Source organism: Gordonia sp. 11cp (assembly GCF_057767225.1).
Genome location: NZ_CM173437.1, coordinates 151858 through 171029 on the forward strand (window position 1 = coordinate 151858; position 19172 = coordinate 171029).

General features: G+C 69.2%; 18 protein-coding genes. 16 read left to right on the top strand and 2 right to left on the bottom strand.

Going from position 1 to position 19172, the window contains the following annotated elements; genetic code table 11:
• Positions 1-24 precede the first annotated feature (24 nt).
• The 14 genes from narI (at position 25) to AC3B6C_RS00800 (ending at position 16469) form a co-directional block, all read left to right on the top strand.
• Complete coding sequence (narI, locus tag AC3B6C_RS00735; protein ID WP_488374579.1) at positions 25-774, top strand: respiratory nitrate reductase subunit gamma; 750 nt, start codon at positions 25-27, stop codon at positions 772-774.
• On the top strand, positions 771-1979 hold the full coding sequence (locus AC3B6C_RS00740; RefSeq protein ID WP_055476747.1) for a nitrate/nitrite transporter: 1209 nt from the start codon (positions 771-773) through the stop codon (positions 1977-1979). The genes narI and AC3B6C_RS00740 overlap by 4 nt, the downstream gene beginning before the upstream one ends.
• A gap of 84 nt (positions 1980-2063) precedes the next feature.
• Positions 2064-2687, top strand: a complete 624-nt coding sequence (locus AC3B6C_RS00745) for a DUF4262 domain-containing protein (RefSeq protein WP_488374580.1) — start codon at positions 2064-2066, stop codon at positions 2685-2687.
• Positions 2688-2825: 138 nt separating this feature from the next.
• Entirely contained in the window at positions 2826-4226 is a 1401-nt protein-coding gene (locus AC3B6C_RS00750) for an O-antigen ligase family protein (RefSeq protein WP_488374581.1), read from the top strand.
• 32 nt (positions 4227-4258) lie between these two features.
• Positions 4259-5209, top strand: coding sequence for a glycosyltransferase family 4 protein (locus AC3B6C_RS00755; RefSeq protein WP_488374582.1), 951 nt, complete (start codon positions 4259-4261; stop codon positions 5207-5209).
• Positions 5206-6783 (top strand): oligosaccharide flippase family protein, encoded by a 1578-nt coding sequence (locus tag AC3B6C_RS00760; protein ID WP_488374583.1) that lies wholly within the window; start codon positions 5206-5208, stop codon positions 6781-6783. The genes AC3B6C_RS00755 and AC3B6C_RS00760 overlap by 4 nt, the downstream gene beginning before the upstream one ends.
• Positions 6780-7904 (top strand): glycosyltransferase family 4 protein, encoded by a 1125-nt coding sequence (locus AC3B6C_RS00765; protein WP_488374584.1) that lies wholly within the window; start codon positions 6780-6782, stop codon positions 7902-7904. Before AC3B6C_RS00760 ends, AC3B6C_RS00765 begins: the two co-directional genes overlap by 4 nt.
• 35 nt (positions 7905-7939) lie before the next feature.
• Positions 7940-9031, top strand: a complete 1092-nt coding sequence (locus AC3B6C_RS00770; RefSeq protein WP_010842226.1) for a glycoside hydrolase 5 family protein — start codon at positions 7940-7942, stop codon at positions 9029-9031.
• Between the two features lie 149 nt (positions 9032-9180).
• Positions 9181-10572 (top strand): YveK family protein, encoded by a 1392-nt coding sequence (locus tag AC3B6C_RS00775; protein WP_488374585.1) that lies wholly within the window; start codon positions 9181-9183, stop codon positions 10570-10572.
• A complete protein-coding gene (locus tag AC3B6C_RS00780) occupies positions 10562-11668 on the top strand; it encodes a glycosyltransferase (RefSeq protein ID WP_488374586.1) in 1107 nt (368 codons plus the stop codon). The genes AC3B6C_RS00775 and AC3B6C_RS00780 overlap by 11 nt, the downstream gene beginning before the upstream one ends.
• Entirely contained in the window at positions 11655-12926 is a 1272-nt protein-coding gene (locus AC3B6C_RS00785) for a hypothetical protein (RefSeq protein WP_488374587.1), read from the top strand. The genes AC3B6C_RS00780 and AC3B6C_RS00785 overlap by 14 nt, the downstream gene beginning before the upstream one ends.
• Positions 12923-14134: a lipase family protein gene (locus AC3B6C_RS00790; protein WP_488374588.1), complete on the top strand. Its 1212-nt coding sequence runs from the start codon at positions 12923-12925 to the stop codon at positions 14132-14134. Before AC3B6C_RS00785 ends, AC3B6C_RS00790 begins: the two co-directional genes overlap by 4 nt.
• A gap of 45 nt (positions 14135-14179) precedes the next feature.
• A complete protein-coding gene (locus AC3B6C_RS00795) occupies positions 14180-14848 on the top strand; it encodes a GAF domain-containing protein (RefSeq protein WP_488374589.1) in 669 nt (222 codons plus the stop codon).
• 127 nt (positions 14849-14975) lie between these two features.
• Complete coding sequence (locus tag AC3B6C_RS00800) at positions 14976-16469, top strand: sugar transferase (RefSeq protein WP_488374590.1); 1494 nt, start codon at positions 14976-14978, stop codon at positions 16467-16469.
• 33 nt (positions 16470-16502) lie between these two features.
• On the opposite strand, the gene AC3B6C_RS00805 is transcribed toward AC3B6C_RS00800, so the two are convergent.
• Positions 16503-16643 (bottom strand): hypothetical protein, encoded by a 141-nt coding sequence (locus AC3B6C_RS00805; protein ID WP_014927829.1) that lies wholly within the window; start codon positions 16641-16643, stop codon positions 16503-16505.
• 282 nt (positions 16644-16925) lie between these two features.
• Between AC3B6C_RS00805 and AC3B6C_RS00810 the strand changes: the two genes are divergently transcribed.
• Positions 16926-18347 (top strand): AIM24 family protein, encoded by a 1422-nt coding sequence (locus tag AC3B6C_RS00810; protein WP_488374591.1) that lies wholly within the window; start codon positions 16926-16928, stop codon positions 18345-18347.
• 81 nt (positions 18348-18428) lie between these two features.
• On the top strand, positions 18429-18881 hold the full coding sequence (locus AC3B6C_RS00815; protein WP_488374592.1) for an SRPBCC family protein: 453 nt from the start codon (positions 18429-18431) through the stop codon (positions 18879-18881).
• Positions 18882-18986: 105 nt separating this feature from the next.
• Here the strand turns inward: AC3B6C_RS00815 and AC3B6C_RS00820 are convergent, their stop codons facing one another.
• Entirely contained in the window at positions 18987-19172 is a 186-nt protein-coding gene (locus tag AC3B6C_RS00820; protein ID WP_005197641.1) for a type Z 30S ribosomal protein S14, read from the bottom strand.

Genomic DNA, 19172 nt, shown 5'->3' on the forward strand with positions numbered 1-19172 from the left:
GACCGACCGAACGAGAGGTGACGCGTGGACATCTTCCTGTGGGGCGTGGTGCCCTACGCGACGCTCGGACTGCTCATCGGCGGCACCATCTGGCGCTATCGCTACGACAAGTTCGGGTGGACGACGCGGTCGTCGGAGCTCTATGAGTCCCGGCTGTTGCGGATCGCCTCACCCCTGTTCCACTACGGCGTGCTCGTGGTGATCATCGGTCACGCGATCGGACTGCTGATCCCCGAGTCGTGGACCGAGGCCATCGGCGTCTCGGAGACCGTATACCACTGGGGCGCGGGCGGCTTCGGACTCCTCGCCGCGGTCGCGACGCTCGTCGGGGTCGGCATGCTGGTGTACCGGCGACGCACGGTGGGGCCGGTGTTCATGGCGACCACACGCAACGACAAGGCGATGTACCTCGTGCTGGTCACGGCTCTGGTGGCGGGCACCTACATCACCCTGATCGGGACCCTCGATCCGCATGCCGAAGGAGTGGACTACCGCGAGACGGTGTCGCCGTGGTTCCGCTCACTGTTCGTCCTGCACCCCGATGTCTCGGCGATGGCCGAGGCGCCGTTGCGCTTTCACGTGCACATCCTGATCGGGATGCTGCTCTTCGCGATGGTGCCGTTCACCAGGCTCGTGCACATCTTCACCGCTCCGGTGCACTACCTGTTCCGTCCCTACATCGTGTACCGCAGTCGCGACCAGAGGTCGATGCCGGGGAATCAGCCGTACCGCCCCGGATGGGCGCCCGTAGGAGTGAAGGATCGTGATCGATGACCACCGACACCACGACGACCGCCATCAGCTCGCGTGCGCAGACGACGAATCTCGCTCTGGCAACACTCGCGTTCACCATCAGCTTCTGGGCGTGGAATCTCATCGGCCCGCTGGGAGTCGTCTACACCGATCAGCTGGACCTCTCCGCGACGCAGAAGTCGGTGCTCGTCGCCATCCCCATCCTGGTCGGCTCGCTGGGCCGAATCCTCACCGGCGCACTCACCGACCGCTTCGGCGGTCGCCTCATGTTCACCGTGCTGCTGGTGGTCACCATCCCGTTCGTGCTGCTGGTCGCAGCCGCCGGGCATTTCGCGAGCTATCCGCTCCTGCTCGTCGCCGGATTCTTCCTCGGCGTCGGCGGTACCACGTTCGCCGTGGGCATCCCGTTCGTGAACGCGTGGTACGACAAGTCGCGGCGTGGCTTCGCCACCGGCGTCTTCGGGGCCGGGATGGGCGGGACCGCGCTGTCCGCCTTCTTCACCCCGCGATTCGTGTCGTGGTTCGGTTACATCGCCACACACCTGATCATCGCCGTGTCGCTGGCCGTGGTGGCGGTCATCTGCTGGCTGTTCATGCGGGACTCGCCCCGATGGACTCCTTCCCATGATTCGGTGGTGCCCAAGCTCATCGGCGCCGCGAAGCTTCCGGTCACCTGGCAGTTGGGCTTCCTCTACGCCGCCGCTTTCGGCGGGTTCGTCGCCTTCAGCACCTACCTGCCGACCTATCTCAAGGACGTGTACGACTTCGACCTACAGGCAGCCGGCACCCGTACGGCCGGGTTCGCGATCGCCGCCGTCATCGCGCGTCCGCTCGGCGGGATCCTGTCGGATCGGTTCGGGCCCCGCATCATCACCGTGATCTCGTGCGGCGGTGCCGCCGTGCTCGCCGTCTGGATGATCACGAAGCCGCCACTGGAGATACCCGCCGGACTCGACTTCGTCCTGATGGCGGTCTGCATGGGTCTCGGTTCCGGGTCGGTCTTCAGCTGGGTCGCCCAGGCCGCCCCCGCCGAGCGGGTCGGCTCGGTCACCGGGATCGTGGGCGCGCTCGGCGGTCTCGGCGGATTCTTCCCACCCATGATCATGGGTGCCACCTACGACGCGACAACGCACAGTTACACGATCGGGCTCGCTCTGCTCGTCGTGTTCGCCACGTGCGCGGCGTTGTTCACCGTGTTCGGCATCCGACGCACGGCGGACACCTGACCGCTCGCCTCCCGCCGCGGCCCGAGGAGAATTGTCGGGGCCTCGTGTTCTGATGATCGCACCCGTCGAACAAAGGAGCGATCCATGTCAGACCACGCTGCCGCGATCCGAGGTCTGCCCCGGTGGCATCCCAATCCGCTCATCCGATCGACCATCGAGACCATCCGGCGCTGCGGCTGGCAGGTGACATCGGTCGGCGAGGTGGACGACGGGTTCGACGTGAGGACCCGGTCCGGTGCCGAACAGTCTCTGCCGGAGTGCGGCTACTCCTATACCGCCGGACTGTCGCTGCACTCGATTCCCGAGCTCTCGATCTACGGTGTCGATCCGCTGACGGCGACCCACATCCTGAACGAGCTGGGCGCACTCCTGCACCGGGAGGACTGGCGGGATCTCGTCGCCGCGCAGACCGACATCCCGCTGCAGACGGTCGCCGTGACCGTTCGACTCATCGAGCAACTCGATCACGACGAGCTCCTCCTGGCCAATCTCCTGTTCCCGGACCATCCGAAACTGCAGGTCGTCTGGCCCGACGACCACGGCCACCTGCCGTGGGAAGACGGTTACACCCTGCTGCCGATGCATCAACCGGTGAAGGGGATGCCGCAGCTCCTCGATCCCCCGTTCGGGGAACCGCGCCTTCTCACAACCGAATACGGGCCGGACCGGGCCCGCCCACGAAAGGGTCGTCGTATCTCGGGTCACTGACCTGCGGCCGAGGGGGTCCGGCGGCGTCCGGGGCGAGGTGTGTCCGTGTTGCCCCGGACAAACGGACCTCCGAGGTGCCACCATGGATGGCCGGGGGGCCAGAACAGACCACGGGGGCACGTGGAAAGGCAGGTCGGCGTGGCGTACCTCCCCGTCGTGGTCGCTGTCCTCGTCGCCCTGGTCCTCGCCCTCGCCTTCGTCGCCGTCATCTACCGGCGCCCGCAGCGCGGGCTCCTGGTGCTGGCCGCACTCACACCCCTCGATGGCCTCCTCGACGTCGCTCCGGTGCCCGGCATCGCCTCCGCGTGGAAAGAAGGCGTCCTCGCCCTCACCCTCATCTGCGCGGTCAACCGTCGCGTCCGGCCCACCGAGCGCACGGGCCCGCCGCTGCACATGCCATGGTGGCCGGCCGCGGCCGTGCTGGTCGCGTTCGGGGTGGTCTCGGCGCTCTACGTCTACGGACCCATCGGGCTGTACGGCGTCAAGGTCACGTTCTTCTACCTGTTCGTGGTCCTCGCCCTCTGGCTGACCCCGTTCGACGCGCTCGATCGCGACCGGCTGGTCTCGATCATCATGGCGCTCGGTGTCCTCACCACCGTCGTGGGCATCGGGCAGCAGATCCTGGGTCCGGCGCGGCTGGTCGAACTCGGCTACACCTACGGCGAGCAGGTCAGGTCGAGCGGCCCGCTGTTCCGCACCTTCAGCACGTTCAATCAGCCCTTCGGCTTCGGACTCTTCGTCATGCTCGCCCTGCTGGTCGGCGGGGCGGTCGCTTTGTCCGACACCGGACGCCGGCGCAACCAGTTGTTTCTCGTCTGCTGGCCGGTCATGGCGATCACGATGGCCACGTCGGTGGTGCGGGCGGCGATCCTCGGCCTCGTCGTGGGGGTGGTCTGGCTCGCCGCACTGCGCTTTCGCCGCCTCATCGCCCCGCTCCTCGCACTCGGCGTCGTCGCCGTCATCTCGCTGCCGTTCCTGCCCTCGAGCATCACCAAGGTGTTCTTCTCCTCGAGCAGCCTCAGTGAGCGTGGCTCCGGGTGGGGTGAGATCTTCGCGAGCATCGGGGTACACCCGCTCGGAACCGGTCTCGCGTCCAGCGGGTCGGCCGCCGACGCGCTGTCGGCAGCCCGGGGCGACACGTCCCAGACGATCACCGCGGGCGCCGGCGGTACCGTGCAGCAATTGTCGAAGAACTATCAGCCGGACAACTACTACGTGAAGCTCCTCCTCGAACTCGGGCCGATCGGATTGTGGTTGTTCCTGGCGCTGATCGTGACCGCGGTGATCTGGTGCGTGCAGTACTCGCGCCGGATGCCCGACCCGGATGGAGCCTTCGTCCTGGGTGTCAGTGCGTCGATGGTCGCGGCGATGGTGGCGTGCCTGGTGGCCACCTACTTCGAGATCTTCCCGCTCGACTTCTACTTCTGGTTACTGTTGGGAGCTGCTGGATGCGCGACGGCACAACACGAATCACGTACGGTGCGCTTGCACTTCGTCCCGGAGGGAGCGGAGTCCAGACCTACATCCGCGAACTCCTGAGGGCGCTGCCGAACCATCTGAACGGCACCCCCTTGTCCGCGGTAGTCCAGACGGACGCGGTCGGTGAACTGCCGGCGTCGATCGCACCGGTGGAGCGTCCGGTCGCCGACGGTGTCCGGCGCGCACTGTTCGGTGTACTGCCCACCCGGTCCGGCGGGGTGTTCCACGGCCTCGACGTCGACCTGCCGATCATCGGTCCGGACACGTCGGTCGCGACCGTCCACGACCTGTCGGTGCTCGACATGCCGTCCGCGTCGAGCAGGTTCCGCGCCGCGGGCGAATCCGTACTCGTCCGCACGACACTTCGTCGTGCCGACGTCCTGATCGCCGTCTCCGAGTTCACCGCCGAACGGATCCGCGAGACGTGCGGGCGGGAGGCGTACGTCACCGAACTCGCGCCCGCCGAGTGGGCCCGGCCGCCGTCGGACGCCGACGTCGAGCGCGTCCGGGCGAAATACGATCTGCCCGAACGCTTCGTGATGCAGATCGGCACCGTCGAACCCCGCAAGAACGTCGAGCTGGTGGCGGCGGTGGCGCGGCGCCTCGACATCCCGTGTGTGCTGGGTGGCGCCGGTTCGACGGGGCCCGATGCGCCGTCGTCGGCGGTGGGGCTCGGCTACGTCGACGTCGAGGACCTGCCGTCGCTCTACGCCGCGGCGACCGTGACCGCCTACGCCTCCTTCTACGAGGGTTACGGCCTGCCACCGGTCGAGGCGATGGCGTGTGGGGGCGCCGTCGTCGCGAGCGCGGTCGGCGCGCTTCCGCAGGTCGTGGGGAACGGCGCGACCCTGGTCGAGGGCCACGACGAGGACGACTGGGTCCGCGCCGTCGAACCCCTCGTCCGCGACGATGCCGCCCGCGCCGAGCTCGTCGCCGCCGGTACCGCGGTCGCGTCGGCGCTGACCTGGGACACCACCGCCCGCCGGACGGTCGAGGCCTACCGCGCTGCGGGCATCGACCCACCCGCTCCGGGGGTGCCGTGAGCCCTGATGTCACCGGCCCACTGCCGTCCGATGTGGTGGTCGAACAGCAGGCCGAAGCCGAATGGCAGACCCGGGCAACCGACGCCGGGAGCGGGCCGAAGACCGCGCCAACCGACGACACCGGCCCGCACCCCGCCTCGGATGCGCGGGCCGCCACCCGGGCGACGATCGCGATGCTGGTGAGTCGCCTCGTGATCGCCGCGCTCGGCTGGGCCGGAAGCGTTCTCGTCGCGCGCACCCTGTCGCCGGAGGACTGGGGCACATATTCGTTCGTGTTCGCCCTGCTCGGTCTGACCGCGATCTTCACCGATCTGGGGGTCGGCCGCGCGGTGATGGCCCGGCTCATCTCCGACGATCCCGACGACGTGGCGAAGACATCGTCGGCGTTCATCGCACTACGGGTGGTACTCGGCTTCCTCGGCTACCTGATCGCCGTCGCCTACGTGATCGTGCTGCAGTACCCCGGTGACGTCATCCGCGCGACCGCCGTCGCGGGTCTCGTCGTCGTGTTCGCCACGCCCGCACAGGCACTCACGGTCATCTTCCAGAGCAGGCACCGCCTCCTGCTCACCGCGATCGCCGAGAGCCTGGGGCAGGTGTTGCAGCTGGCCCTGACGATCGCCGCCGTATTGGTCGCGCCGGTGCTGCTGGTGTTCGTCCTCGCCCCGGTCGCGAACGAGATCCTCTCGCTGATCATCAAGGTCGTCGGCATCGTGCGCCGGTCGTCGAGGCTGCGGCCGTCGCGGATCGTCGAATGGTCGCGCTGGAAACCGATGCTCTCCGACGCGCTTCCGCTGGCACTCGGTCTCGCGCTGACCATCGCACTGCAGAAGGTCGACGTCCTGCTGCTGAGCCTGCTCGACTCGCTCGACGCGGTCGGCATCTACAGCATCGGGTACAAGTTCTCCGACATCATGGACACCCTCATCCTCGCCGCGATCGGCCCCGTCAGCACTCTGCTGGTGGCCGCGTGGCCGAGCCAACCGGCGGTCCTGCGTCAGCGATGCCGAAGTGCGGCCGCCGTCTTCGCCGCGAGTGGCGCGGTCGCCGTGGCCACCTTCTGGCCGAGCGCCGGGCCCATCATCGGACTCCTGTACGGCGACCGGTTCGTCGTCGGTGCGAACGCCGCCCGGTTCCTCGTCCTGGGCGCGGCGATCACCGCCTTCATCGTGCTCGGCATCTTCCTGCTGGCGTCGACCGGTCACGCGAACCGCTACCCGTGGATCGCGGTCGGCGGAGTGGCCCTCAACGTCGGACTCAACGTCGCCCTCATCCCGCGGTACTCCTACGACGGAGCGGCGGTCGCCACCGTGATCACCTTCGCCGTCGCGGCGGTGGCGCTCTGGGTGGTGATCGGCCGGACACTGCCGATCACCGGTCTGCTCCCGCTCGGCACGCTCATCGTGTTGATCGCGCTCACCGCGGCATCCTGCGCACTCGGGGTCCGGTTGACCGATTCGGTGCCGTGGCCGGTCGTCTCGGCCGGCGCGGCGCTGATCGTCGCCGGGCCCGCCGTCCTGCTGATCCGGGCGGCGACCGCGCCTCCCGGCCGACACACGAAGGTGGTCCGATGACCGGTTCCGCATCTGAACGCCCGATCGTCTTCGTCGCGCACACCGGCCAGGTCTCCGGGGCGGAGAAGGTGATGCTCGATCTGATCGACGTCGCGGTCGATCGTGGTCACCCCGTGCGGGTCGTCAGTCCCGACGGCCCGCTGCCCGGACGACTCCCGGCCGGGGTGGACCACGTGGCCATTCCCCCGCTCGGTCTGAGTGGGGAGCGCGGCCTGGCACGTCTCGCGGGTGCGGGCCGGCTCGTGCTCGATTGGATACGGGCCGGGCGCATCCTGCGCCGGGTGTCACGGCCCGCCGGCACGTCGACCATCGTCAACTCGTTGTTCGCACTCCCCGCCGCACGCATCGCGCGACCCGCGGGAAGGATCTCCTGGCTCGTGCACGACACCCTTTCGTCGGGCCGGCAACACGCGGTCGTCCGCGCCGGCGCACCGGTGATCAGGCGCGCGGTGGCGGTGTCGGAGGCGACCGCGGCACCTCTCACCGAACTCGGCCTGCCGGTCGTCGTCGCCCACAACGGGGTGACCTGGCCGGTCCCCGCGCTCCCGACCGATCTGCACGACCCGCCGGTCGTCGGCATGCTGGCCCTGCTCACGCCCTGGAAGGGGCATGCCGTCGCGCTCGACGCCGTCGCCGCGCTACCGGATGTCGAACTCGAGTTCGCCGGCGGATCGTTCCCCGGCGACGCCGATCATGTTGCCGCACTACGAGATCGGGCCGGAAAACCAGATCTCGCCGGCCGCGTCCGGTTCCTCGGCCACACCGACCTGCGGACCGCGCTGCAGCGGTGGGATGTGGTGCTCTCGGCGAGTGTGACACCGGAGGCCGGGCCGCTGTCGGTACTCGAGGCGATGGCCTTCGGAAAACCTGTGATCGGCACCGACCACGGCGGCACCACCGAGTTCCTGCGCAATGGTGCCGGGGTCCTCGTCCCGCCGTCGGATCCCCCCGCGCTCACCGCGGCGATCAGACGCGTCCTCGACGACGCCGACCTCCGCCGCTCGTTGATCGCAGAGGCTCGGCGCCGTATCGCGGACGGACACGACAAATCGGCGACCTTACCGCGTATGCTCGACGAGTTGTTGTCCGGCCGAGAAGAAGTCCGCGGCCGGCACCTGTGACGCGCGATGCGCATCTCGTCAGATAGGCACCATCCATGACACGGTCCCTGCACGGTCGGGCCACCCGATCGGCACTCACGTACGTGTGCATCCTCGTTGCAACCCTCACCGCCATCGTATGGGTGCGCAGCGACGCCCATTCGGCACCGGCCGCGTGCTCACTCGCGGGTGGCGATCACAAGGTGGCGGCCTCCCCCGGAGCCGCTCTGCTCGCCGCGTCCGACGCCGATCTGAACCGAGAGCTGTCGGTGGCCAAGGATCTCGGCATGTGGGCGGTGCGCCTCGACGTCGACTGGTCGGTCGTCGAACCCCGCCGCGGCCAACGCAACTGGGCCCCCGTCGACCGGGTGGTCAACGCCGTCGTCGCCCACGGCATGTGCCCGCTGGGCCTGGTGACCTACACCCCGTTGTGGGCAGCGCGCGCGTCCGACTTCCCACGCAACAGTCACTACCGCCCGGCCGACCCCAACGTCTTCGCGTCCTTCGCCGCAGCGGCGGCGCAGCGGTACGCCGAATCGATAGCGGTCTGGGAGATCTGGAACGAGCCGAACCTGGCGAACTACTGGCTTCCGCGTGCGAACGCAGGAGAGTACGGCCGCCTGCTCGCCGCGTCGTACGCGGCCATCAAGAGCGCGGTCCCGGGCGCCGCGGTGGTCTCCGGTGGTCTCGCGCCGGGCGTCGACAACGGCCGCGACATCGCGCCGTTGACATTCGTGCGCACCATCTACCAGAGCGGGTTCAACCGGTCTCTGGATGCGCTGGGCGTGCATCCCTACACCTATCCGGCGCTGCCCAACGACCCGGCCGCGGCGTCGTGGAGCACCGCGGCGCGGATGTGGGACATGCGCGATGTGATGGTCGCGGCGGGTGACGGCGACAAGAAGATCTGGATGACCGAGTTCGGCGCGCCGACCGGTACCGGCACCAACGCGGTCTCCGAAGACGTTCAGGCGCAGAGCATCGCGATCGCCATCGGCGCCCAGACCGACGCGCCGTGGCTGGGGCCGTTGTTCGTGTACTCGCTGCGGGACGCCGGCACCGACCCGAACAATCTCGAACACAACTTCGGACTGGTACGACGCGACTGGTCTCCGAAGCAGGCGTACACGATGCTCGCGTCGCGATGACCGGCGAGATCGGCTGTCGCCCACACGCCACGCCCGTCCGCCTCGACCACCGTCATCCGGGTCGTTGGTTATGGTGAACTGACAGCTGATCGAGCACTGCAATGTCCGGGGATGGTCGGGGGGTATCCGACACCACAGGAGTTACGCGCGTGACCTCCAGCTTCGATGCCGCCGGGCGACGCGATGCGCCGCCCTCGGTCGACCTGTTCGGGCACTTCCGTGATCTCATCCGCGTAGCCGTCCCCGCGATCCTGATCGGCATCATCGTCGGCGCCTCGGTGTTCGCTTTGCGGACCGCACTTGTCCCGAAGGAGTATTCGGCCACGGTCGTCACCGAGATCACGCCCGCAGGCACGATCATCCCCGGCGACGCATTCGTCGAACAGTTACGCGCCCCGTTCGTGGCGCTGTCCACCGACGAGAACGTCCTGCAGCAGGTGCTGACCCAAGTCGACACCGGGTGGACCACAGGCGAGTTGAGCTCGCATGTCACCACGACTCCGGGCACGGCACCCACGCTCTTGGACTTCACCGCCACGGCGCCGACGAGCCAGCAGGCCGAGGACGTCGCCCGCGCGATGGTCACCGCCATCTCCGCCGCATCCCTCTCCACCCACGCGCGCGACATCACCCGGCAGATCGACCAGCTGCGCGCGCAGGTGACCGCCGAGCGCGTCCGCAACCGCGCGCTGCCCGACCGCAGTGACGCGAAGGTCGAATCGGATGCCACCCTCGCCGATCTGGACTCCCAGCTCACCCGCCTGCAGAACTCGTCGACGGACACGCTGACGATCCTCGCGGCACCGTCGGCGAGCGAGGTTCCCGTCAGTCCCAAGCCCGCACAGGAGGGCGCGGTCGCCGGGATCGCCGCGACGATCATCGCGGCCGAACTGCTGGTGCTGTTCCGTGGGCGGGTCGGCCGTAAACCGAATCCGATCTGGGCGCGCCGCGCCGCGCACCGGTACGGCGCGCAACTCACCTACGGACGGCGAGGTGAACCGGCGTTGCCGTCGACGCTGCTGCCCGCGTTCGCACAGCGTCACCGCCGAGCACAGATCGCACTGATCCTCACCGGTGAGCACGTCGACGCCGATCGCCTGGTCGGCGATCTCGTCCCGCCCGCGGACGACGCGGCGACCGGGCATCATCTACGCGTCGCGCAGCACCCTCTCACCGACGCCTGGTGGCAGCGCGTCGACCCGGGAGACCTCGCGCTCGCCGTCGTCGTCGTGTCGTCGTCCGGGCGCGATCGCAAGGCCGCCGACCAGGCCCTGTCCCAGTTCGCGACCATCGGGTCGACCCGACATCTGATCGTGCAGCGCACGGGGAAGCAACCTTCCGCGCCTGCCTTGTCCAGCCCCGCCGACGCGGTACCCGACGAGAGCGTCGGGGGCGAGACCGCCGGGGACAGCGCAGCACCCAGAACCGAGGCCGCCACACCCATGTCACCTGCCGCATCGCATGACGATCCCGGAACGACGTCACACGATTCCGACCGGTTCCGAACCGCTTCGGGAGATGTGGGCAGCAATGCCCGGTGACCGCATCGCCGTCGTCCACGAACGACTCACCGAGATAGCCGGATCCGAGCACGTCGTCGAACAGCTGGCCGCGACGTGGCCACGCGTCGAGGTCCATGCGCCGATCGCCCGGCCCGCGGGTGTCCCGGCCGGGTTGACCGAGCCGCCGATCACCTCGTCGCTGAATCGTGCCTACCGCCTGCTCGGTGAACGCAGCTACGCGCCGCTGCTCCCGCTGATGCCGCTGGCGTTCCGGCGGATGCCGTTACGGGATGCCGACGCGGTCGTCACCAGCCATCACGCCTTCGCCACGCAGGCGGTGCACGCGACGCAGGCCCCCGTCATCGCCTACGTGCACAGTCCGGCCCGCTGGGCGTGGGACCCGTCGCTGCGAGCCGGCGAAGGTGGTGGCGCCGCCGGCGCCGCGATCCTGTCGGCGCTGTCGGTCGCCGCCCGGCGCTGTGAGGTCGGGGCCGCTCCCCGCCTGCACACCGTCGTCGCGAACTCCTCCGCGGTCGCCGAGCGCATCCGCGAGCACTGGGGACGCGAGTCGGTCGTCGTGCACCCACCGGTCGACCTCGACGGCTTCACCCCCGATCCCGCCGTCCCCCGCGAGGACTTCTACCTCCTCGCCGGCCGGCTGGTCCCGTACAAGCGGCCCGACCTCGCGATCGCGGCCGCCGCCCGCGCCGACGTGCGGCTCGTGGTCGCCGGGGACGGCCGGGCCATGGAGCAGTGCCGAGAACTCGCCGGGCCGAAGACGACGTTCCTCGGCCGCGTCCCCCACGACACCCTGCTGAACCTGCATCGGAGCGCCCGGGCGGTCCTGATGCCGGGAATCGAGGATTTCGGGATCGTGCCCGTCGAGGCGATGGCCACCGGCACCCCCGTCATCGCGCTCGGGGAGGGCGGCGCGCTCGACACCGTCGTGCCCGGCTCGACCGGTCTGCTCATCCAACCGGGCAGCGACGACGAGATCGTCGAGCGCCTGGCGGCCTCGTTGCGCGACTTCGACGTCGACGACTACGACCGTTCCGAGATCCGGGCCTGGGCCGAACGGTTCCGGCGCGAACGGTTCCGCGACGAGATGCGCGAGGTCGTCGATGCGGCGATCTAGGAACCCCGGGGCAGCCGGGCTCCAGCGCGCTTCCGTCCTGGACCGTGCGCTGGCCACGTCCCGCACGATCTCGGTGACCGGTCCGATGGCGCCGCTGGACCTCGATGTCATCCGCAGCCGCCTGGCACGGGCGTGGACGCCGAACTCGAGACTCAGCCTCGTCCCCGACCCAGCGTCGGCCACCTGGGCGCACGACGTCGAGACCCGGCCGCAGGTCTGCGAGCGTCCCGACCTCGCCGACCTGCCGGTCGGCGACATCATGACGCACCTGCGCAATCGTCCCGAACCGCTGCCCCGGCTCGAGGTGCTGGTGTGCGGACAGTGGCTGGTCATCGACCACACCCACGGGATGGGTGACGGCCGCCTCGGCGTCGAACAGATCGCCGGTGTGGCCAGCCGCCACGAGTTCCCGATGACCGAACGCTTCGAACGGTCCTTGCCGTCCGACGCGGCGTGGCAGGCACTGCGCCGGTACGTGCTGCGGCATCCGCGACGTCTCCGCGACATCGTGCGCCTGCGCGCAGCCAACGCCGCGCCGCCCACCGACGCACCGCTGCGCACGATCACCGACTGGCGCTCCACCCGCTCCGCCGTCACCGCCGCGATGCGTCCGGGTCAGACCGCCGAACTCAAGCGTGCGATCGCCGACACGGGCGTCCGGATGTCGTCGGCGGCGGTGACCGTCGGACTGTGGCGCGCCGCGCTGGCCGCGCAGGGCGTACCCCTCGACGACCGCACCCAGATCCTCTTCGACTGCCGCCGCTATCTCGACGCCGAGCACGCCGAGGACCACGGGAACTTCGCCGTGGGCATCCCGCTGCTCTTCCCGCCCGACGCGACGCCGATGGAGATCGGGGACCGTATCCGCGCGGTCGCCGAATCCGGCTGGCCCGCGGCCATCCTGGCCGCCGGTGAACTGCGGATGCGGCTGCGCCCGTCGACACCGGGCGAGGGCACGGTCCCATCCCGGGTCGAGGTGCCCGACCGGTTACGTCTGTCGGTCAGCGATCTGGGCCGGGTCGGGATCTTCGGCGACCTGCCGTGGGAGCCCGCATCGGCGTCGCACCACCTGTTCGCCTACGTCGAACCCGACGGGCCGGACGCGGCGAGCATGCTCGTCAGCGAGATCGACGGTTCACGGAGCTTCACGACGACGTTCTGCAGCGACTTCGTCGGGCGCCCGATGATCGAAGCGGCCCTCGACCACCTCTGTGAAGATCCGGTGTCGCTGCTGGATCGACTGCTCACACGGTCATGACGGTGGCGTCGCGGCACGTCGGGCGCACGCCCGTGCTCGTGGCCCTCCTCGTCGTCACCGTGCTGGTCGCCGCCGCGTGCTCGTCGGCTCCCGGTCCTGCCTCCGACGGCGGGTCGCGAGAGTTCGCGGCACCGGTCGGGGCATCGGCGGGCGACCTCGTCGGCGCACCCGTACCGACCGACGCCTACATCGCGCTGCGGCGCCTCGTCGATCGCACCGTTCGCTTCCGCTATCTGTCGACCGATCCGGCCGGCGATCGACTGGTTCCGGTCTCGGCCGCGGCCTTCGTGCCGCGCGGCCGCGCACCGGCTGGTGGCCGGGAGATCCTGGCGGTCGGGCACCCGACGACCGGCACCGCGGGCAACTGCGCCCCCTCGCTCTACGGGAACCTGCTGGGCACCATCGATCTCATCGCGTCGCTGCTCGAGCAGGGTTTCGTCGTCGTGCAGACCGACTACCAGGGACTCGGAACCCCTGGACCCCACCGCTATCTCGACCCGGCGCCGGCCGCCGACAACATCATCGATTCGGTCCGGGCGACCCGCACGGTCGTCGACGGCACGAGCGACCGGTGGTGGGGTTTCGGGGTGTCGCAGGGCGGTCATGCGGTGTTCCACGCCAACGAGATCGCGGACACCTACGGTCGTGGGCTACGCCTGCGCGGCACGGTGAGCATGAGTCCCGCGCTCGACGTCGCGCCGCTGGCGGACTCGATGGCCGCCGGCACCCTCACGCCCGAGCAGATCGCGTTCCTCCCGCTCGTACTGACCGGGCTGAAGACGATCCACCCCGAACTGGTCATCGACGACTACGTCCACGGACCGCTGCAACAGGCCTTCGGGGTGTTCCTCGAGTGCAACGACGCCGCGCTCGTGCAGAAACAGGCCGTCGTCGAACGGACCCGACCCGAGGACTACCGGCCGGTCGACGACGCGGCCACCGAGTCCCTCCGGACGTGGCTGCGCGAGGTGAGTCTGCCCCGGGGGCGGGCATCGGCCCCGATGCTCGTGGCCTACAGCGACTCCGACGATGTCATCCCGGCCCCGTGGACCGCGGCGGCCATCGACCGGGCCTGCCGTCTGGGTGATGACATCACTGCGCTCAGGGTCCGCAACCAGCCGCACGGCATACTCGACATCGGTTCCGCGGCCACCGACTGGGTCGGCGCCGTGCGATCAGGACAGCGACCGCCGAACACGTGCGCGTGAGCTGGATGTTCTGCCCGGTCGAACCGGGCTGCGAGAGGAGTGACGATGAGCGCGAGCACCGAGGACGGTGACGACACGGTGAACCCCGTCGACGACCCCACTCCTGACTCCGAGACGACCGCGGACGCCGACCAGCTGGCCGCGCTCTTCGACACCTCACCCGAGGCCGGCCTTCTCGCCGTGCTCGAGGCGGTCCGCGGGCGCAATCCCGACATGGCCAGGTCGCTCCACGCGGTCCTGTCCGATCCCGAGCGCATGCGCGCCCTGAAGGACAGCGGGCTCCTCGACGACCCGCCGACCCACGGCCTCGACGAGACCATCCGACTCACGATCGACGCCGTGGGCGTTCCCCATGTCGCCGTCAATCTCATCACCCCTGAGGAACAGGCAACTGCGGCGATCGCGTTCCGGTCCGGGACACCCGACGGCCCCAGCACCCGGACGCTGGTCAACTCGCTCTGCGTCCTTCCGGTGGTCAGCGGCTCACCCCTCATCATCGACGACATCGCCGACCACGCCCTCCTCGCCGACCACCCGACCGCCGTCAGCGGCGAGGTGACCGCCTACCTCGGCATCCCGCTCGCCGACGACGACGGACATGTCATCGGCACGTTCTGCGCCTGGGATTCCGAACCGCACCACTGGTCCTCCGCGGAAGTACAGCTCATGTCCGATCTCTCGATCCTGGTTCAGGAACTCATCTTCGGGAAGTGAGCGCCCCCCGATGCCTGCTGACCTGCCGGTGAGCATCCGATGCCCAACACGTGGCCGGTAGGCGCACGCGAGACGGTCCGGTGCACCTACAATCGTCGGCACGGGGGGCTGTTCGGATGGAGTGGACTTGTCGACCCGTGTTTCGCAGGCCGAGATCCCGCAGACGACGACGCGCGCCCCGGTGCCCGCGACCGCGGGAACGAGACGCACTTTCCATGAGCTGATCCGCGACGATCCCCTGAGCACGATCGTCACCGTGTCGATCGACGTGGTCTCCGCGTCGATCGCAGTGGCCATGGGGATCTGGTGGGTCAACAGCGGCGCCGGCGCGAGCCCGCCGCTCTGGACGCTCGTCCTCTTCGTGCCGATCCTCGTCGTCATCTTCACGTTGCGCGGGGTGTACCGGCGAGGACTCAACCGCCGCTTCCTCGACGAGGTCGGCGGGGTGATGACCGGGTGCACGATCGCCGCGATGATCCTGCTCTGCTCGCTGCTCCTCTCCTTCTCCGACGACCGGCCCGGCGCCGCGGTCACCAAGGTGTGGGTGTCGGCGCTGTTCTGGGTTCCGTTCGGCCGTCTCATCCGCGACACCATCCAGCGGAGTCTGCGCAAGAGCGGCCACCTGCTGTCCCCCACCTTGATCATCGGCGACGGGCCGATCACCGCACAGGTCGTGGGCCGGATGGTGTCGGCACCCGAGCACGGCCTCCGGCCGGTGGGGATCCTGGCGGCCGGCGCGCCGCCCCGCGCCGATCGGGACGAGGGCCCGACCAACGAGATCGCGCAGCTCGGTGGAGTGGACGAACTCGACCAGGCGATCCGTGCCACGAAGGCCGAGGTCCTGGTGGTGGCCTTCGCGGTCACCAATGTCGAAAGACTCACCGCCGCTGTCCGTATCGCCCATCGGCACGGCGTCAAGGTGTGGATCGTGCCGCGGATGTTCGACGTCGTCGGTCGACGCAGCAGGGTGGACCACATCGGCGGCCTGCCCCTGATGTCGGTCCCACACACCAACCCGCGCGGGTGGCAGTACCGGACCAAACACATCGGCGACCGGGTGGCCGGGGCCCTGATCCTGGCAGCGATCTCACCGCTGTTCCTCGCCCTCATGCTGCTGGTCCGGTTGAGCTCACCCGGGCCGATCTTCTTCGCGCAACCCAGGGTGGGTCGCAACGCGCGGGTGTTCGACTGCCTGAAGTTCCGTTCGATGCGGCCCGAGGACCCCGACGCGGAGAAATTCCGCCCCACCGAGGGCAGCGCTCCCGGCGGCGTCGAGGGGGTCGACCGGCGCACCAAGATCGGCAAGATCATGCGTTCGACGTCGATGGACGAACTGCCCCAGTTGCTCAACGTGATCCGCGGGGACATGAGTCTCGTCGGTCCACGACCCGAGCGTCCCGAGTACGTCTCGTTGTTCGAGGTGCAGATCCGGCGGTACGGCGAACGCCACCGGGTGAAAGCCGGGGTCACCGGGTGGGCGCAGGTGCACGGCCTTCGCGGCCAGACCTCGATCGCCGACCGCGCCGAGTGGGACAACTACTACATCGAGAACTGGTCGCTGTGGCTCGACATCAAGATCCTGCTCCTGACCGTGCTGGCGGTGCTGAAGAAGGCGGAGTGAGGCTGGGCCACACCCAGATCAGACGACGCGCACTCAGGGCGAGGGACGCCGGGTGTCATAACCCGCGCGATAAGGCATGCGCCCCCGGTCATCCCGGACGGTGACGATCAGGGTGCGGGTGACGACGGCGAGCAGGATGATCCCGCTGACGATGGCAAGGACCAGTGCGGTCATGGCGACCTCCTGACGCTCGAACACGGTGTGCCGGCGGTTCATTCGCCGATCACGTGATGGTGGAGGATGCCTGCGGGCATCCGTGGACTCGATTGCCCGCTCATGGTGTCGCGACGGCGCCTGCCGGCGCCACTGGTTTTTCTCGGGGTGCATCTACTCGGGCGACAGTCGGCGGGGCGACGGGGGCGACACGAACCACAAACGTCGGTCCGGACCGAGGCGGGCGTCCCAGCCTTGTGTCGATCGACCAGCAGGCACCCCGACATGGGAAGAGTTGGCACAATGGACACCGTGCTCACGCTGACCGCCGGAGAGAACCGTCCACTGCCCTCGCCGGCGGTGACCGTCTCGGTGCGCTCGGCATCGCCGGTCAACACCTCGGCGATCCTGCTGACCGACGCCGGGCGGGTCCGCTCCGATGCCGACCTCATCTTCTACAACCAGCCCGCCGGACCCGGCGTCGGCTATCGCTCCGACGGCTCCGCCGACATCGTCTCCATCGACACCGCTGCCCTGCCCCGCGAGATCGCGCGGGTGGTCGTGGCCGCGAGCCTCGACGGCACGGGACCCACCAGTTTCGCCACCGCCGGTGCGCTCACCGCAACGGTGACCGGCGGCGGCACCGACCTCACCTTCAGCCCCGCCGGCCTCACGAGCGAAGCGGCGGTCGTGTGTCTGGAGATCTATCGTCGCAACGACGTCTGGAAGGTACGAGCCGTCGGACAGGGTTACGACTCCGGTCTCGCCGGACTGGCGACAGCCTTCGGCATAACCGTCGACGACGAGCCCGCTCCACCACCTCCGCCCGGCCAACCCCCGCACGTGACCGATCCGCAACCCTGGCCGCCTTCGACGGCAGCGCCTGCGACCGCACCACCTTCGACGCCCGGACCGCCGGCGTCGCAATGGAATTCACCGTCCACACCGCCGCCTCCGGTCACCGCCCAACCACAGGGAGTCCCCATGCACAGCGATCTGTTCGCGCCGTCCCACGCCGAGGTCACCGGGCAGGGGATCCAGAAGCAGGGCAGCAAGATGTGTCGGGTCGGACTCTCCGGTGAGGTGATGGCCAGGACCGGCTCGATGGTGGCCTATCAGGGAAACCTGAAGTTCGAGGCGCTCGGCTCCGGCGGGCTCGGCCGGATGATGCGTCAGGCGGTGACCGGTGAGGGCGTCCCGCTGATGAAGGTCACCGGGCAGGGCGACCTGTTCCTCGCCGACGCCGCGTCGGACGTGCACCTCATCGACCTCGACGGGTCGGACGGCCTCACCATCAACGGCGCCAACGTGCTCGCCTTCGACTCGTCGCTCTCCTACGACATCGCCCGCGTGCAGGGGGCCGGGGCGATGAGCAACGCCGGCCTGTTCAACTGCGTGTTCACCGGTCGCGGCCGGATCGCCATCACCACCGACGGCACCCCGGTCGTCCTGAACGTCGACGCCGCGACCTACGCCGACCCGCAGGCCGCGGTCGCGTGGTCATCGAGCCTGCGCACATCGGTGAAGTCCAACGACTCGTTCAACCTGGGCACCCTCATGGGTCGGAGCACCGGCGAGCGGTTCACCCTCGAGTTCTCCGGGCGCGGTTTCGTCGTCGTCCAACCGTCCGAACTGCCGCCCGGCGGATTCGTCGGCGGCACCGGTGGCGGAGGCTCTGCGGGGTCCGGCGCCGGCGGCATGCTGGGCGGCATCCTCGGCCGCTGACCAACCGGGATTTCGTAGCGAGAATCGGTGCTATACACCATCTTTCGCTACCGAATCCGACGGGAGGGTAACGTCGACGCCATGCCCGAAGCAAGCGCGACCGTCCTCGTCCGACAGCCCCTCGCCACCGTGTGGGAGTACTGCCTCATCCCGGAGCACGTGGCGGCGCTGACTCCCGGCGTGATCGGCGTCGAGACCGTCACCGACGGGCCGGTCGCGGTGGGGACCGTGTGGCGGGGGCAGATGAAGGGCCTCGGCCGCGCGGTCGACTGGAGCGGCGAGTTCACGCGGGTGGATGCGCACGCGGCCACCGAGTTCTCCTCGACGGAGTCACCGCTCGAGTTCGCCATCTCGGCGACCTTCGAGGAGGTTCGCCGCGGCGTCGAACTCACCTACCGCATTCGCAACGCCGGCATCGGCGGGGCGGTCGGGAAGGTCGCCGACGCGTTGGCGATCCGCGCCTATCAGCGGTCCCTGTCCGCGAACGCGAAGAAGCTTCCGCGCCTCGTCGACGAATGGGCCGCGACCCGCTGACAGCAACAGCCCCACTTCGCGTGAGCGAGGTGGGGCTGTTGCCGAATCGGCAGCTGGAATGCGCGCTATGAGCGCATCGATGCTACGAAATCCGAGAGGTGAAAGTCACCAGCTGGACTTCTGCACACCCGGCAGCTCGCCGGCGTGTGCCATTTCGCGCAGGCAGATACGGCACAAGCCGAACTTGCGGAACACCGAGTGCGGACGACCGCACTTGTTGCACCGGGTGTAGCCCCGCACGGCGAACTTGGGCTTCTTGTTGGCCTTGTTGACCAGAGCCTTCTTTGCCAT

Coding starts and splice junctions, on each gene's coding strand:
- AC3B6C_RS00745 (WP_488374580.1), top strand. CDS start 2,064: ATGTCAGACCACGCTGCCGCGATCCGAGGTCTGCCCCGGTGGCATCCC.
- AC3B6C_RS00780 (WP_488374586.1), top strand. CDS start 10,562: ATGCCCGGTGACCGCATCGCCGTCGTCCACGAACGACTCACCGAGATA.
- AC3B6C_RS00815 (WP_488374592.1), top strand. CDS start 18,429: ATGCCCGAAGCAAGCGCGACCGTCCTCGTCCGACAGCCCCTCGCCACC.
- AC3B6C_RS00785 (WP_488374587.1), top strand. CDS start 11,655: ATGCGGCGATCTAGGAACCCCGGGGCAGCCGGGCTCCAGCGCGCTTCC.
- AC3B6C_RS00790 (WP_488374588.1), top strand. CDS start 12,923: ATGACGGTGGCGTCGCGGCACGTCGGGCGCACGCCCGTGCTCGTGGCC.
- AC3B6C_RS00770 (WP_010842226.1), top strand. CDS start 7,940: ATGACACGGTCCCTGCACGGTCGGGCCACCCGATCGGCACTCACGTAC.
- AC3B6C_RS00795 (WP_488374589.1), top strand. CDS start 14,180: ATGAGCGCGAGCACCGAGGACGGTGACGACACGGTGAACCCCGTCGAC.
- AC3B6C_RS00765 (WP_488374584.1), top strand. CDS start 6,780: ATGACCGGTTCCGCATCTGAACGCCCGATCGTCTTCGTCGCGCACACC.
- AC3B6C_RS00805 (WP_014927829.1), bottom strand. CDS start 16,643: ATGACCGCACTGGTCCTTGCCATCGTCAGCGGGATCATCCTGCTCGCC.
- AC3B6C_RS00810 (WP_488374591.1), top strand. CDS start 16,926: ATGGACACCGTGCTCACGCTGACCGCCGGAGAGAACCGTCCACTGCCC.
- AC3B6C_RS00820 (WP_005197641.1), bottom strand. CDS start 19,172: ATGGCAAAGAAGGCTCTGGTCAACAAGGCCAACAAGAAGCCCAAGTTC.
- AC3B6C_RS00740 (WP_055476747.1), top strand. CDS start 771: ATGACCACCGACACCACGACGACCGCCATCAGCTCGCGTGCGCAGACG.